This is a genomic window from Xenorhabdus griffiniae (assembly GCF_015163655.1).
GTDB classification, from domain to species: domain Bacteria; phylum Pseudomonadota; class Gammaproteobacteria; order Enterobacterales; family Enterobacteriaceae; genus Xenorhabdus; species Xenorhabdus griffiniae.
This window is the reverse complement of record NZ_JADEUF010000029.1, coordinates 1-15,561: the sequence shown is the minus strand read 5'-3', so window position 1 is coordinate 15,561 and position 15,561 is coordinate 1. Positions and strand designations below refer to the sequence as shown.

Below are 15,561 nucleotides of genomic sequence, written 5' to 3'. Positions count from 1 at the left end.
AATCGGTTTGCCTGTGATATGGGATAAAAACGTTAGAGAAAGTGCCCTGATTTGAGGAACACTTTCTCTACGCTGTGAACCCTAATGTCAATTACAGCAGTGCTGCAACCTCATCAGAAATTTCACCATTATGATAAACTTCTTGCACATCGTCAGAATCTTCAAGCATATCGATCAAACGCAGTAATTTAGGCGCAGTTTCTGCATCCAGTTCTGCTTTCGTTGATGGGATCATAGAAACTTCTGCGGAATCTGCCTTAAAACCGGCTGCATCCAGTGCATCTTTAACTTCGCCAAAAGACTCTGGAGTAGTATAGACGTCAATCGCACCATCATCATAAGTTTCAACATCGTCAGCGCCTGCTTCCAATGCGGCTTCCATCACCGCATCTTCATCTAGGCCTGGTGCGTAGGAAATAACCCCTTTTTTGGTGAACAGATAAGAAACAGAACCGTCAGTCCCCAAGTTGCCGCCTGTTTTGGTGAACGCATGACGAACTTCAGAAACAGTACGGTTACGGTTATCGCTCAGACATTCAACCATGACTGCTGTACCACCAGGGCCGTAGCCTTCATAAATGATGGTTTCCATGTTATCTGAGTCGTCGTTACCAACACCACGGGCAATTGCACGATTCAACGTATCACGAGTCATATTGTTGGACAGCGCTTTATCGACGGCAGCTCGCAAACGTGGGTTAGAATCGGGATCACCACCGCCCAATCGTGCAGCCGTTACCAATTCACGGATAATTTTTGTAAAAATCTTACCGCGTTTCGCATCCTGTGCAGCTTTGCGGTGTTTCGTATTGGCCCATTTACTATGACCTGCCATGCAAATATCTCCGATAAAACGTCTTATAGACTAAATGACAAACTCTTCAATTGCTTGCCGATTGCTCCACGACTTCGTCAATGTGGCCGCTTCTTCCGCCGCCAGCCATTGATAAGCCAAGTGTTCGGTCAGCAAAATTTCTCGCTCCTCAGGTAATGCCAGAGAGAACCAATGTTCTTTATTCCGCGTTACCCCAGGAGCATATCGATATCGTAGGTGCGAGAAAATCTCATAATAAAGACAGCGTTGACAATCTTTCAGTTCAAGATTTTCATTGATAATATCAATACCTATCTCTTCCTGTACTTCACGTAACGCCGCCTCCCACGGTTTTTCGTCCTTTTCAAGGCTACCTGTCACAGATTGCCAAAACTCAGGATCGTCCCGTCGCTGTAGCATCAGCACCCTTTTGCTGTCAACGGCATAAATCATAACCAGTACAGATTCAGGGCGCTTATAAGCCATTATTCGTTCTCTTTTTTAACCACTGAAATAGCCAATTCTTCCAACGCGGCTGAATTCGCTGGACTTGGTGCATCCGTCATCAAACATGCCGCTGCCGTTGTTTTCGGGAAAGCGATCACATCACGAATATTATCTGTATCAGTCAACAACATAACGAGGCGATCTAAGCCGAAAGCCAAACCAGCATGTGGCGGTGTACCGTATTTCAGGGCATTCAGTAAGAAACCAAATTTCTCCTGCTGTTCCTGCTCATGAATACCCAGAATGCGGAATACCACCTGCTGCATTTCGTTACGATGGATACGGACAGAGCCACCCCCGACTTCATAGCCATTGATCACCATGTCGTAAGCGTTCGCGATAGCGGATTCTGGATTATTTTCCAATTCAGCCGCCGACATATCACGCGGAGAAGTAAATGGATGATGCATTGCCGTCAAACCACCTGCGCCATTGTCTTCGAACATAGGGAAATCAATAACCCAAAGCGGTTTCCAGCTTGCCAGATCGGTAATATTCAAGTCGCGGCCCAGTTTCAGACGCAGTGCTCCCATAGCATCAGTGACAACATTTTTCTTGTCAGCGCCAAAGAACAGGATATCACCATCCTGGGCATTGGTACGGGATAACAGACCCTCAACCACTTCCGCAGACAGGAACTTAGCTATCGGGCTTTGCACACCTTCTAAGCCGGTAACACGGTTATTCACTTTCATCCATGCCAAACCCTTCGCGCCATAAATGCCAACAAATTTACCGTACTCATCAATTTGCTTACGGCTTAACTCTGCCCCGCCGGGAACGCGAATAGCCGCAACACGGCCTTTTGGATTGTTTGCAGGTTCAGCAAAGACAGAGAACTCTACGTCTTTAACCAGATCGGCGATATCCACCAATTCCAGAGGGTTACGCAAGTCTGGTTTATCTGAACCAAAACGACGCATGGCTTCTTCAAATGTCATAATAGGGAAACCACCCAAATCGACACCTTTCACATCCAGCCATAGTTCACGGATCATTTTTTCCATGATTTCGCGAACTTGTTCAGCGGTCATAAACGAGGTTTCAACGTCGATCTGGGTAAATTCTGGCTGACGATCGGCGCGCAGGTCTTCATCGCGGAAGCACTTTACAATCTGGTAATAACGGTCAAAGCCAGACATCATCAACAACTGTTTAAAAAGCTGCGGAGACTGCGGCAGTGCATAAAATTCGCCTTTATGCACACGGCTTGGCACTAAATAGTCACGCGCACCTTCTGGTGTTGCTTTAGTCAGCATTGGCGTTTCAACATCAATGAAACCCGCATCATCCATAAAACGACGCACAAAACTGGTGATCTTGGCACGGGTTTTCAGACGCTGCGACATCTCAGTGCGACGCAGATCAAGATAGCGGTATTTCAGGCGCTGCTCTTCACTGTTATTCTGGTTGCTGTCCAGTGGCAATGGCTCCGAGCGGTTGAAAACCATCAGGCTTTCTGCGAAAACTTCAATTTCGCCGGTTGCCATATCTTTATTGATTTGGTTATCAGGGCGCGCACGCACAATCCCCGTAATTTGAATACAAAATTCATTACGCAGTTCAGAAGCCTGAGCAAAGACCTCTTTCTGGTCTGGGTCAAAAAATACCTGAACGATACCCTCGCGATCTCGCATATCAATAAAGATCAAGCCACCTAAATCACGGCGACGATTCACCCAGCCACAAAGAGTCACTTTTTGGCCTTCATGGGCCAGGTTCAACTGCCCACAATAATTAGTACGCATACAATATCCTTTTACTCAGCTCGTTATGCTTTCTGCTGCGGAAATTTTGGCATTGTTCTTTCTAGGAAGAATTGCAAAAAAGGTCACTATTATACTGGAAATTCTAACCGGAGATAAGGCCATAACGCCGTTCTTGACAAGACAATTTTTTGCTATCCGCTAACATTCATAGAATTTATTATTAAATACTATGATTTATAGCGACAGTTTTCTTTTTGCGGTTTATCATCATTTAGCCGTTTTTGGGTTGGGCAATTGGAGTTAAGAAATGGTTAGCTCGCTTTATATCGTACTGGGCGCACTACTGTTAATTAAGCTGTCTCTGGATGTAGTCAAATTAAGAACGCAATATCGGGTCGCTTATGGCGATGGCGGTTTTTATGAATTGCAAACCGCCATTCGGGTTCATGGTAATGCAGTTGAATACATTCCAATTTCAATGTTGTTATTGATTGTGATGGAGATGAATGGCGCCCACGTTTGGATGCTGCACATTTGTGGACTGGTATTACTGTCAGGCAGGATCCTACACTATTTTGGCTTGCGTCATCGAGAAATACGCTGGCGGCGTATGGGCATGGCGGCAACCTATATCTCAATGATAATCATGATCCTCAATAACATCTACTATTTGCCGTGGGAGCAGATCTTTTCTCTCTATACATAATCTATTCCCTATATCAATAGTTCCCCACAGTTAGAGTCATCCTGGGCGGTATGTGGCCGCCTGAGGACCTATCTATTGATGATCCCTCTTTCTGCCTTTTCCTGCATTCTGTTAGAATAACCGCTTCTTATTGTTTCCAAAAATCAATGCTGTTATGTCAAATCAAGAATCTCATAATCAACGGGATAGTCTGTTCTCTGCTCCAATTGCCAATTTAGGTGACTGGAATTTCGATGAACGCGTTGCCGAAGTCTTTCCCGATATGGTGAAACGCTCAATTCCCGGTTATTCCAATATCATTTCCATGATAGGTATGCTGGCAGAACGTTTTGTCACGCCAAATAGTCAAATTTATGATCTTGGTTGTTCCCTTGGTGCAGCCACGTTATCAATCCGCCGTGCTATTAGCGCCGAAAATAATAGTCCCCCTCTCCATACAGAGGGTTGCCGTATTATCGCCGTCGATAACTCACCGGCAATGATCGAACGCTGCCGTCGCCATATTGACTCTTTCAAGGCCAACATCCCCGTTGAAATCATCGAACAGGATATTCTTGATACCGATATTCACAATGCATCAATGGTCGTTTTGAATTTCACATTACAGTTCCTGCACCCTGATGATCGCCAGAAAATGCTGGATAAAATCTATGCCGGTTTAAAGCCTGGAGGCGTTCTGGTACTGTCTGAAAAATTCAACTTTGAAGATGAGCAGATTGGCGAGTTGCTCTTCAATATGCACTATGATTTTAAGCGCGCCAACGGTTACAGCGAACTGGAGATCAGTCAAAAACGCAGTATGCTGGAAAATGTCATGCGAACAGATCCGGTTGAAACGCACAAATCACGCCTCAAACAAGCAGGATTCCAGCACGTTGAAGTTTGGTTCCAATGTTTTAACTTTGGCTCATTGCTGGCAATAAAAGGGGCTGAACAATGATTGATTTCAGTAACTTTTATCAATTGATCGCCAAAAACCACTTAAGTCACTGGTTGGAATGCCTGCCCGCACAATTAAGCCATTGGCAGCAAGCTTCATTGCATGGTCAGTTCAGTTCATGGGTAAAAATTCTGGAGAACCTGCCTGAAATTAATCCCACCCAACTTGATCTAAAAACTGGTGTCATTGCAAACCATCAACCAGAATTACCAAACGGTGAAAAAGCCCGTATTCAAAATATCCTGAAGCTATTCATGCCGTGGCGTAAAGGACCTTTTTCACTGTACGGTGTGGAGATTGATACTGAGTGGCGTTCTGACTGGAAATGGGATCGCGTTCTTCCCCATATTTCGCCTTTAGCAGGCAGAACGGTCCTTGATGTCGGCTGTGGCAGCGGTTACCACATGTGGCGTATGGTAGGAGAAGGTGCTCAGCTCGTTGTGGGGATTGATCCAACCCAACTTTTTCTTTGCCAATTTGAAGCCATCAGAAAGTTACTGGGTAACGACCAACGCGCCCACCTTTTACCTTTAGGCATTGAACAGTTACCAGAACTAAAAGCCTTTGATACGGTCTTTTCAATGGGCGTGCTTTATCATCGCCGCTCTCCCCTCGACCATTTATGGCAATTGAAAAACCAGTTAGTTTCCGGCGGTGAATTAGTTCTGGAGAGCCTGGTTATTGAGGGTGATGAACACCAATGCCTCATTCCAGGTGAGCGTTATGCACAAATGCGGAATGTCTACTTTATCCCGTCGGCCAAGATGCTAAAAGTTTGGTTAGAAAAATGCGGTTTTATTGATGTCCGCATTGTTGATCATGCGCTCACAACACTGGATGAACAACGCCAGACAGAATGGATGAAGACTGAATCGCTGATCGATTTTCTTGAACCAAACGATCATAGTAAAACGATAGAAGGCTACCCTGCTCCACTGCGAGCAGTCCTTATTGCCCGTAAGCCATAACCTTTCTTTTTTATCTGTTAGGCTGATCACCCCAGTTGCATAGTCAACGATGTATACGCATTAAGCTTCAAGTTTCCGCTTGAAAATCAATGTGATTGTTTATATCTCCCCGCTACGCGGGGAGATATAAGATGCATATTGAAAGGCGATTGGTATAACTGGGGATTCAGATGAAATACATACAGAATATTTTATTTTGCCCGTTGAACCAAACTAATCACGCCCTTCATCGATTCAACTAACTGCCCATCAACACAATGGTAAGCATATTCATCTACCTCACTGTCGTCAGAACTCATTTTCACACCCGCTTTCCGATATTTCATAGCAGAAGGCATAATTTTACCTGCCGAACTGTGAATTTCTGTTACCCCAATTTCCAGAAACTTACAGATATTACTCATTCTGACACCCGCACCAGGCATAATAATCGGCCCCTGGCTTGCCTGTAACAATTCTTTTAACAAGGGTAATCCCAACTCAGCACTTTGTTGCTGGCCTGAAGTTAAAATACGCTGCACACCAAGCTCTGTCAGTTGTTCTAATGCAACATGTGGATTGAAACACATATCAAAGGCACGATGGAACGTAACTTTCATATTCCCTGCCAATGACATCAATTGTCTCATGCGAAGCCGATCAATGTGGCCTTCTTCATTTAATACGCCTAAAACGACACCAGGAAATCCCATATCACGGATACGAGCAACATCATCTTTCATTACTTCAAAATCAGTGTTGCTGTAACAGAAGTCTCCGCCCCTTGGCCGGACAATGGGATGTACAGGAATTGATAAATGCTGTAGTGCATGCTGCAATGCACCGAAACTCGGTGTTACCCCACCTTCCGACGGACTTGCACACAATTCAATGCGATCAGCTCCTGCCTGTTGTGCAACCAAAGCACAGTTTATGCTATAACAACAAATTTCCAGCTTTATCATTCAAAGCCCCTCGGATATAAACGCCCAATTAGCCTACACGTTTCACATCACCCACAAGAAAGATATAGGAGAGAGCACCAATCAATGTGACGACAGAAATGTAAACCAGTGCTGGAGAAAAACCATAGCTCTGCGCTAAATAGCCAATCACAAGTGGTACAGAGATCCCACCCAACCCGCCGAAAAAATTAAAGATGCCACCGCTCAAACCAATCAAATGCATCGGCGCCAGTGAAGAAACCAGTGACCAGGTAATAGATGCAAAACCGTTACCAAAAAACGCCAGCGCCATCAGCACCATGATCCATATCGGATTGTTAGTGTAATTGGCTCCCATAATACAAGTAGAAATTATCAAACCACAAATAATCGGAGTCTTACGCGCCACTCCCAAAGAGAACCCCCTACGTACCATGCTATCTGCTAGCCAGCCAGAGAGCAGTACACCTAAAAATGCGGCCAGAAAGGGAACGGTCGTCATGAAACTGGCTTTTAGAGCGCTAATCCCTTTCTCTTGAGTCAAATAATTTGGGAACCAGGTCAAAAAAAACCACAGTGTTGAAGCGGCTGCAAATTGCCCCAGATAGACGCCCACCAGCTTATGGTGGAACACCAGCTTCCAGTCCGCGATAGTAAGAGGCTGTCGAACCGCTTTCCTGGCTGGCGAATCATCATCGACTATCCCTCCTCCACTGCGGATATACTCAAGCTCTGCTTGACTCATATTTTTTGTTGATCGTGGCTGTTGATAAACGTTAATCCAGATTAGTGACCAAATAAACCCAATGCCCCCTGTTACGAAAAAAACCCAGCGCCAGTTACTGAATTCCTGGAGTCCTATGAGAAGCGGCGTCAGAAAAGCAAGTCCAACGAACTGGCCTGATGTGTAAAACCCAACGGCAGAGGCACGTTCATGTTCAGGGAACCAACTTGTCACCATCCGGTTATTGGTGGGAAATGTCGGGGCTTCAAAAATACCAGTAATGGAACGTAAGCCTATGAGTGATATCAGACCGGTTGCGACACCCTGTAATAGGGTCGCCACCGACCAGCCAAGAATGGCAATAAAATAGGTCAAGCGTGAACCAACGCGATCAAGAAACCAACCACCGGGAATTTGACATAAGGTATAAGACCAAGAGAAAGCAGAAAAGATGTAGCCCATTTCCGTTTTCGTGACACCAAACTCTTTCTGGATATTGGCTGATGCAACCGCAAGATTAGCTCGATCAACATAACAAATAACGACCGTAATAAAGATCATTATCAGCGTCAGATAGCGCCGATGCCCAATTTTCGTCGTTGTTACTGAAATATTCATCTCAATCTGTCTCCAGATTTTGGGCACAGTGAAACCCGCCACCTTGCCTTGTGGTTAACAGAGGATGTAAAAGAACGCATTGATTTAGTTAGTTAATTTAATAATGGCAATTACCACTCAGCAATAGAACCATCTTTATGTCGCCATATTGGATTTCGCCAGTCCGGTACATTTTTGCTGCGCTCAATGACCTGTGCTTCGTCAATTTCAACCCCCAGACCGGGTTTCATTAAAGGTTTAAAGAAACCACCCTCCATACTGAAGTCTTCTTTATTTTTCACAAAATCAAGTAACTCTGCTCCTTTATTGTAATGAATGCCCATACTCTGCTCCTGGAATACCGCATTACGTGATATGAAATCGATGTGCAGGCAAGCGGCCAGCGCAATTGGTCCCAGTGGGCAATGCGGTGCCAGTGCGACATCATAAGCTTCAGCCATACCTGCAATTTTATGGCATTCAGTAATACCTCCCGCATGCGATAAGTCTGGCTGGATAATTGCCAGTCCCCCCACTTCCAGTACACGTTTAAATTCAAAACGAGAAAACATCCGCTCACCTGCCGCAATGGGAATATGGGTTTGCGCTGCCAGACGTGGATAATATTCCGCCTGTTCCGCCAGCACCGGTTCTTCAATAAATAAAGGCCGATACGGTTCTAACGCCTTGATTAATACTTTCGCCATTGGTGCGCTGACACGGCCGTGGAAATCGAGTCCAAATTCAATTTCATGACCGAACGTTTCACGGATCTGCGCTACCGTATTAACAGCAGTATCAATTTTTCTCGAATCATCAATGATGCACAGTTCTTCACAACCATTTAATTTGAATGTATCAAAACCGATCTTCCGTAAGGTTTTAATACCGTCAATCACTTCCGAAGGGCGATCGCCTCCCACCCAGCTATAAGCTTTGATCTTATCGCGCACCAATCCCCCCATCAGCTGCCACACGGGGGCATTCAAGACCTTACCTTTGATATCCCATAAAGCCTGGTCGATGCCTGCTATGGCACTCATCAAAACGGGTCCGCCACGATAAAAACCTGCGCGGTACATCACCTGCCATAAGTCATTGATACGGGCTGGCTCCCGTCCAATCAAATATTCACTTAGCTCGTGCACTGCTGTTTCCACTGTACGGGCACGACCTTCAATTACTGGTTCTCCCCAGCCTGCAACACCTTCATCTGTGTCAATTTTTAGGAACATCCAGCGTGGAGGTAAACGATAAGTCGTGAATTTAATTATTTTCATCGTATGGCCTCTTGGTACGCGTTAACAAATAAGGTTGCTTGCCGTACAGTACGATCAACCGATTGACCGGCACGATAAAGATCACTGCCTAAGCCGGCTCCTATACAACCTGCGTTAATCCATTGAGACAGATTATCTGGCGTTACACCCCCCACAGCGAAAACAGGTATGTCTGGTGGTAACACCGCTTTCAATGCTTTGATATAGTTCGGGCCGAATGTCGATGAGGGAAAAATCTTTAATGACTGTGCTCCAGCTTCCAACGCGGTAAAAGCTTCCGTCGCTGTCGCGCAACCTGGACATACTGCCATACCATAAGCGACTGCTTTGCGGATCACTTCGCAGCAGATATTAGGCGTGACAATCAATTTACACCCCATTTCCGCCAACACATCTACTTGCTCTGGTTTCAGTACAGTTCCCGCCCCAATCAGTGCCTTACAGCCAAACGCTTGCACAATGGCCGGAATACTCTGTTCCCACTGAGGAGAGTTAAGCGGGATCTCCACTATATCGAACCCAGCGTCAATGACCGCCGCGATGTGTTCAAGCGCTTCGTCTGGTTTAATACCGCGAAGAATAGCGATAAGCGGGAGATTGGCTTGCAACAGCATTTGCGATACTCCTTATACCTGCCTGAAAAACGGTATCGCCGTCTGCCAAAGAGATATTTCGTCCGATAGCGCTAAACGCCTGCTGATAACGAGCAGCTAACGAAAGTCCGGCGACGAGTGTGATAGTCTGTTGATCAGCAAAATAGTGACTCATGCTCGCCACTTCTGCACCAATCAACAGGCCGGATAAAAATTCACTGACATATTCGCGCGGCAAGGTACCCAATATGTGCGAAGCGCGAACTTCGAATAAAAAAGGCAAAAGTACCGGAGAATCGATTCCCCGTTTAAGACCAGCGTTAAAAACTTCGGGACAGACTGCCTGTTCGGGCAATCCCGCGCCCACCAGTGAATGATGCAAAAGTAAATGGTGGAGTTCACCGGTCATCACAGTACGGAAATCGTGGATTTGTTGGTCATCAGCGGACACCCATTTACAGTGAGTGCCGGGCATGACATAAAGGGAAGAAGGGAAAAGCTGGTGAGCGCCTAATAATTGCGTCTCTTCGCCTCGCATCACGTTGTAGTTATCTTCACGTGAAACACACAATCCAGGAATAATCCAGACATTATCGGCGACCGGGGTTAATTGCTCGCCGATTGCAGAGAACTGAATGGGAACCGACAGATATGGAACTGTTTTCCAGCCTAAGTTGCTACCGATCATCCCTGCCATAACAATCGGCGTTTTGTCATTCCGCCAGCCTTGAGTCATTTCTGCTAACACTACCTGTGGCGATTTTCCATTAAGGCGGGTGACCCCCGCTACCGATTGCCTGCTTTCCAGACATTCATCGCCCTGATATAGCCAGGCGCGTAAATTGGTCGATCCCCAATCAATCGTGATGTAGCGTGCTGTCATGTGACGTCCTTAAGCCTTCTATTGGCTGGCAATCATGGCAAATGCAGCCTGCTCCGGCTGCATTCCCGCCCTGATACTATCGTACCAAACAGCGCTTTATTTTCCTGGCGTGCCTTATCGCCCAGCCAGATTCGTTCAAATATCACTCACTTAAGCGAGCTTATCGCTACGCTGAGTTGCAGTGCTACGATAACGATCACAAAAAGAACACGTATGTTTAATTTTTGATAATCTCTTTGAGAGAAAAAGGGTGAAATTTGATGGTGATTTCACCATTTGTTACCGCTAACGTTGGGTTTGGTAATCTTTCACTATCCCCTTTCGGCTGACTCTCTTTCGTACGAAAAAAAGCGGGCAACGGATCAGGCAGTAATTTATAGGCTTCGTCTATCAGTTGTTCTGGTGGCACAGGCAGGACAAATTCGACATGTTCCCAGCCTGCGTGAAGATATTGCTTTTTACCCGGATAAGGTAATTCGACACAGTCAATTTGCCAGCCAAGTAAAGCGATTGGCTGTTCTAACTCAAATAAGCAGATCGGTCGGCCATTGATCATGCTCTCAGACATCAATTGACCACATTGCAGAAAACCTTGACGCCAGCGATCAGCGATTGAAATATCATTACAACGCAGGGAAATATGATCTGCTGCATACTGTGTAAGTTCCAGGCCAAGATATTCACCAAACTGCTTTAGCTTTTGTTCAAACTGATATAAATCAACCACCAAATCCTGTAATTCAGGAATTGTTGCAAAGTGTGTCATCTTTCCCCCAGCAAAAAACTATCGCCTGAAAGGCGAGCTGAAAAAACCAAAGTCATACCGCAAGCGGCGGCTGATAGTAGCATGCAGGATAATGAATATGGTATAAAACCCGTTATTTTCTCATAACTCACACGCGTAAAAGTATTTGCATAATTCACATGCAAGGGCTTTTGTGCGTAATTTAAGGTACTACGGTGAATATTCAGGCCATTCTTTCAGAAAAAATCAGCCATGCGCTGATTGCTGCTGGTGCTCCAGCCGACAGTGAAGCTCACGTTCGTCAATCTGCAAAAGCTCAGTTTGGTGACTACCAGGCAAATGGTGTCATGGCGGCAGCGAAAAAAGTGGGTATGCCACCTCGACAATTGGCAGAAAAAGTCGTCAGTTTGCTGGATCTGCAAGGAATTGCCAGCAAAGTTGAGATTGCCGGTCCTGGTTTTATCAATATCTTTCTGGATAAAACGTGGATTGCTGCCAATCTCGAAACTGCGCTGAAAGATGAAAAACTGGGCATCACACCGGTCGCGCCACAAACCATCGTTATCGACTATTCTGCACCGAATGTGGCAAAACAAATGCATATTGGGCACATTCGTTCCACGATCATTGGCGATGCCGCAGCCCGTACTATGGAGTTTTTGGGGCACAAAGTCATTCGAGCTAATCACGTTGGTGACTGGGGTACTCAGTTCGGAATGCTGATTGCTTATCTGGAAAAAGTCCAGAACGAAGATGCCAGTGATATGGCATTAGCCGATTTGGAAGCCTTCTATCGTGAAGCGAAGAAAACTTACGATGAAGATGAAGAATTTGCAGTTCGTGCCCGTAGCTACGTCGTAAAACTGCAAAGCGGTGATGAATACTGCCGTACCATGTGGCGCAAACTGGTTGATATCACCATGTCGCAGAATCAGGAAACCTATCATCGCCTGAACGTGACACTGACAAAAAAAGATGTCATGGGTGAAAGTTTGTATAACGATATGCTGCCTGGCGTTGTTGCCGATCTAAAACAACGTGGACTTGCCGTCGAGAGTGATGGGGCTATCGTGGTTTACCTTGATGAGTATAAGAACAAAGAAGGCGAACCAATGGGTGTTATCATCCAGAAAAAAGATGGCGGCTACCTTTATACCACCACGGATATTGCCTGTGCCAAGTACCGTCATGAAATCCTGCATGCTGATCGGGTTCTCTACTACATCGATTCACGCCAACACCAACACCTGATGCAAGCTTGGACAATCGTACGCAAGGCGGGTTACATTCCCGAGTCGATGTTACTCGAACACCATATGTTCGGCATGATGTTGGGCAAAGATGGCAAGCCATTCAAAACCCGTGCGGGGGGAACAGTCAGGCTGTCTGATTTGTTGGATGAGGCCATCGAACGCGCAGATGCCCTGATCCGCGAGAAAAACCCAGATATGCCGGAAGAGGAACTGAAAAAAGTTGTCAACGCCGTCGGTATTGGCGCGGTGAAATATGCCGATCTTTCCAAAAACCGCACTACCGACTATGTATTTGACTGGGATAACATGCTCGCTTTTGAAGGTAATACCGCACCTTATATGCAGTATGCCTATACCCGCGTAAATTCTATCTTTAAGCGTGCAGAAATTGATGAAAGCAGCCTGATCCACCCGATGCTTCTGAACGAAGAACGTGAACAAGCTCTGGCGACGCGCCTGTTGCAATTTGAAGAAACCATCACAACTGTTGCCCGCGAAGGTACTCCTCACGTGATGTGTGCTTACCTCTATGATCTGGCTGGCCTGTTCTCTGGTTTCTACGAACATTGTCCAATTCTGAGCGCGGATAGCGAAGAAGTCCGTCAGAGCCGGCTGAAATTAGCCCTGCTGACAGCGAAGACCTTGAAGCAAGGTCTGGATACCTTGGGTATCGAGACGGTAGAGCGGATGTAATTATCTGTCCCAAACTGGCATGACTAAACCATGCCAGTTTTTAATCAGATCTAAGATTAACCGTGATCGACACACATAGCATATCCTTGAGTCTTGTTATCACTAAATGAATGAGTGTTATTTTTTAGGTCATATATAAAATCCTGTCCCTTATTTTGAGACTGACCAACACCAATAATAAATTCAGAATTACCGACTATTCCATATTTAGAAATATCGCCAAACTCTGTTATAAGATCAATATCAGATCCAGATCCACTATAGAGTTCATAATCTGTCATTTTTTGTGTAACACCCGTACTCGTAGTGCAATTAAAATCATTTGGAATGGTAATTAACCCATCGGGGGATCCAAAAAAATACCTTTTTACGTTAAATTCATAGGTATATATATATTTGGCATTATTCGTTTTTTTAACCGTTGTTATCACTTTTAAGTTAGAAACAGCTGTAGATATAAAGCTAAATGAAATTATTCCCTTATCCCATCGACTATTAGTAGATGTATCACCAATCGATGTACCACCAGAATCTATTACCTTAGGATTCGCATCATAGTTCACGCTCTTGCTATTTTCGGCAATCGGTTTTCCTGTTGAAGCATCCACCAATTCGCCCTTCAGATTCTGAAATGTATTGTAAGGTTTATTCTTCTCTTTAAATATTTTTCCTGTTGGATATTTATCACTGAATACATGCAGCCCAGCGTTCAAAGTCGGTGCTTCAAAAGCAACTTGTTGATTTGCCTGACTGGAAGTTGTTTTCCCCCTTCCTGCCGGTACTTCTAATTTTACCGTCAGACCGTCAGTAACTTGGCCATTACTAATATCACCAATACCCGCCTGGCTGCTTAGGGTGGCCGTAATTTGACCATTCGTGACTATATTGTCATTGTCACCTTTAATTTCCCATTCAGCCTGACCGTTATAGGTTTCAGGGGCAGGGTCCAGAGTCCACTTAGCCCCTTCTACCTTATACCCGTCAGGTAGCGCGGTACCGTCAGCGTTAACCACTTTCGCCGTATAGGTATAATTGCCCTTCCCTCCCGTTAAGGGATGGTTAGGATCAAACGCAACATCAAGGCTGTCTATCTTTAAATTTTCCGTATCAAAATCCACAGCATCAGCACATTGTTCTGTTTCAGAAATTTCAACAGAGTTTCCATCAACAGCAGCAAGACACACGATAACGCCTGTCGCTACCGGATTTTTCTGGCTGCTCCGCAGTTGAACTTTTAATGTGCCATCAGATTGAGCAGTCACTTCTCCCTTCTCTGATAGCCAGGTATTTTGTGGAGTCCCACCCGCCTGCGATTTTAACCGCCACTTAAATTTAATCTCTTGCCCGGTATAAGGTGTTTTACCATCAGCACCAACCACATGCGCAGTATAGTGATAAGCGTGTTGCGGCTCTTTATCTCCATCCGCCGGAACTGTGCCGGTTTTTTCGGTAACGGTGGGTTTCTGAATGGTTGGCCATTTGAATTCCACATCCACCGACGCCGCTGTTTCAACGCCTTCGACAGAAGCCTCTACCGTCACTGTTTGCGCCTGCGTACTGGTCAATGTTGTGGTAGCACGCCCATCACCCTGAGTTGTGCTGCTTGTTGGATTCAGTGTTACCCCTTTCTGATTGGGATCTTTTAGGGTCCAGTTAACTTGCTTATTAGGCTCCGAATTGTTACCCGTAGCATCCTTAACGTGAACGGTCAGGGTATAATTGTTACCCACCAATATTGGGCTTGATGGTGTCGGTGTTATTGACACCTGTTCCGGTTCGAAATCTACTGGCGGCTTTGCCTTAACCGGCGGTTGTTTTCCCACCGTGAGTGAAACGACAACCCCCTTGACTGCCTTAGTGCTGGTTAAGGTTGCCGTTAATTGCCCCTTGTCATCTATTGTCATATCTGATTGATCGAGTATGAGTCCATAAGCGTTAGGGTTAGCTGGATGCTCTATCTTCCACGTCGCATTATGAATGATTTCCCCTTCTTGAACAGATTTTCCATCAAGACCTACAATAATCGCCGTATAGGTATATTTCTGGACACCATCTGCCGTGACTATCCCTCCTGACGGCTTGACCTGAATATCCCCTTTAACCTTATAATCTTGGGTATCCTCAGTAAAAGTCACCGGAGGTTGTGCAGGAACAGGCTGTTGGCCTTCAATGGACAGTGAAACCACCACATCTTGTATTGCCTCAATGCTTTTCAGGTAGGCAACT

General features: G+C 45.5%; 14 protein-coding genes. 4 read left to right on the top strand and 10 right to left on the bottom strand.

The features are described 5' to 3' along the window. Positions 1-91: 91 nt before the first annotated feature. Genes IQ211_RS06935 through aspS form a run of 3 tightly spaced genes read right to left on the bottom strand, consistent with a single transcriptional unit; the run spans position 92 to position 3,069 of the window. The gene (locus IQ211_RS06935; RefSeq protein WP_189759476.1) at positions 92-835 is read right to left on the bottom strand and encodes a YebC/PmpR family DNA-binding transcriptional regulator; all 744 of its coding nucleotides are present in this window, start codon (positions 833-835) and stop codon (positions 92-94) included. 30 nt (positions 836-865) lie between these two features. Further along, a complete protein-coding gene (gene nudB / locus IQ211_RS06930) occupies positions 866-1,300 on the bottom strand; it encodes a dihydroneopterin triphosphate diphosphatase (RefSeq protein WP_189759477.1) in 435 nt (144 codons plus the stop codon). Continuing rightward, entirely contained in the window at positions 1,300-3,069 is a 1,770-nt protein-coding gene (aspS, locus tag IQ211_RS06925; RefSeq protein WP_189759478.1) for an aspartate--tRNA ligase, read from the bottom strand. Before aspS ends, nudB begins: the two co-directional genes overlap by 1 nt. A gap of 268 nt (positions 3,070-3,337) precedes the next feature. Between aspS and IQ211_RS06920 the strand changes: the two genes are divergently transcribed. The 3 genes from IQ211_RS06920 to cmoB all read left to right on the top strand — a co-directional run bounded on the left by IQ211_RS06920 (position 3,338) and on the right by cmoB (position 5,644). Beyond that, complete coding sequence (locus tag IQ211_RS06920) at positions 3,338-3,736, top strand: MAPEG family protein (RefSeq protein WP_189759479.1); 399 nt, start codon at positions 3,338-3,340, stop codon at positions 3,734-3,736. Between the two features lie 154 nt (positions 3,737-3,890). Further along, a complete protein-coding gene (gene cmoA / locus IQ211_RS06915; protein WP_189759480.1) occupies positions 3,891-4,676 on the top strand; it encodes a carboxy-S-adenosyl-L-methionine synthase CmoA in 786 nt (261 codons plus the stop codon). After that, positions 4,673-5,644, top strand: coding sequence for a tRNA 5-methoxyuridine(34)/uridine 5-oxyacetic acid(34) synthase CmoB (gene cmoB, locus IQ211_RS06910; protein WP_189759481.1), 972 nt, complete (start codon positions 4,673-4,675; stop codon positions 5,642-5,644). Before cmoA ends, cmoB begins: the two co-directional genes overlap by 4 nt. Before the next feature lie 191 nt (positions 5,645-5,835). On the opposite strand, the gene cutC is transcribed toward cmoB, so the two are convergent. The 6 genes from cutC to IQ211_RS06880 form a co-directional block, all read right to left on the bottom strand. Further along, a complete protein-coding gene (gene cutC / locus IQ211_RS06905) occupies positions 5,836-6,588 on the bottom strand; it encodes a copper homeostasis protein CutC (RefSeq protein ID WP_189759482.1) in 753 nt (250 codons plus the stop codon). Positions 6,589-6,616: 28 nt separating this feature from the next. Continuing rightward, positions 6,617-7,909 (bottom strand): MFS transporter, encoded by a 1,293-nt coding sequence (locus IQ211_RS06900; RefSeq protein WP_189759483.1) that lies wholly within the window; start codon positions 7,907-7,909, stop codon positions 6,617-6,619. Between the two features lie 110 nt (positions 7,910-8,019). Continuing rightward, the gene (dgoD, locus tag IQ211_RS06895) at positions 8,020-9,168 is read right to left on the bottom strand and encodes a galactonate dehydratase (RefSeq protein ID WP_189759484.1); all 1,149 of its coding nucleotides are present in this window, start codon (positions 9,166-9,168) and stop codon (positions 8,020-8,022) included. After that, on the bottom strand, positions 9,165-9,782 hold the full coding sequence (locus tag IQ211_RS06890; protein ID WP_189759485.1) for a 2-dehydro-3-deoxy-6-phosphogalactonate aldolase: 618 nt from the start codon (positions 9,780-9,782) through the stop codon (positions 9,165-9,167). The genes dgoD and IQ211_RS06890 overlap by 4 nt, the downstream gene beginning before the upstream one ends. Further along, positions 9,733-10,644, bottom strand: a complete 912-nt coding sequence (locus tag IQ211_RS06885) for a 2-dehydro-3-deoxygalactonokinase (protein WP_189759486.1) — start codon at positions 10,642-10,644, stop codon at positions 9,733-9,735. The genes IQ211_RS06890 and IQ211_RS06885 overlap by 50 nt, the downstream gene beginning before the upstream one ends. A gap of 217 nt (positions 10,645-10,861) precedes the next feature. After that, positions 10,862-11,410 carry a VOC family protein gene (locus tag IQ211_RS06880; protein ID WP_189759487.1) on the bottom strand — a complete coding sequence of 183 codons (549 nt, stop codon included), beginning with the start codon at positions 11,408-11,410 and terminating at the stop codon, positions 10,862-10,864. 194 nt (positions 11,411-11,604) lie between these two features. Here IQ211_RS06880 and argS point away from each other — a divergent pair, with 194 nt between their 5' ends. After that, positions 11,605-13,335 carry an arginine--tRNA ligase gene (argS, locus tag IQ211_RS06875; protein WP_189759488.1) on the top strand — a complete coding sequence of 577 codons (1,731 nt, stop codon included), beginning with the start codon at positions 11,605-11,607 and terminating at the stop codon, positions 13,333-13,335. 56 nt (positions 13,336-13,391) lie between these two features. On the opposite strand, the gene IQ211_RS06870 is transcribed toward argS, so the two are convergent. Continuing rightward, positions 13,392-15,561 (bottom strand): Ig-like domain-containing protein (locus IQ211_RS06870; protein WP_193836337.1); only part of this gene is annotated, 2,170 nt, incomplete at its 5' end.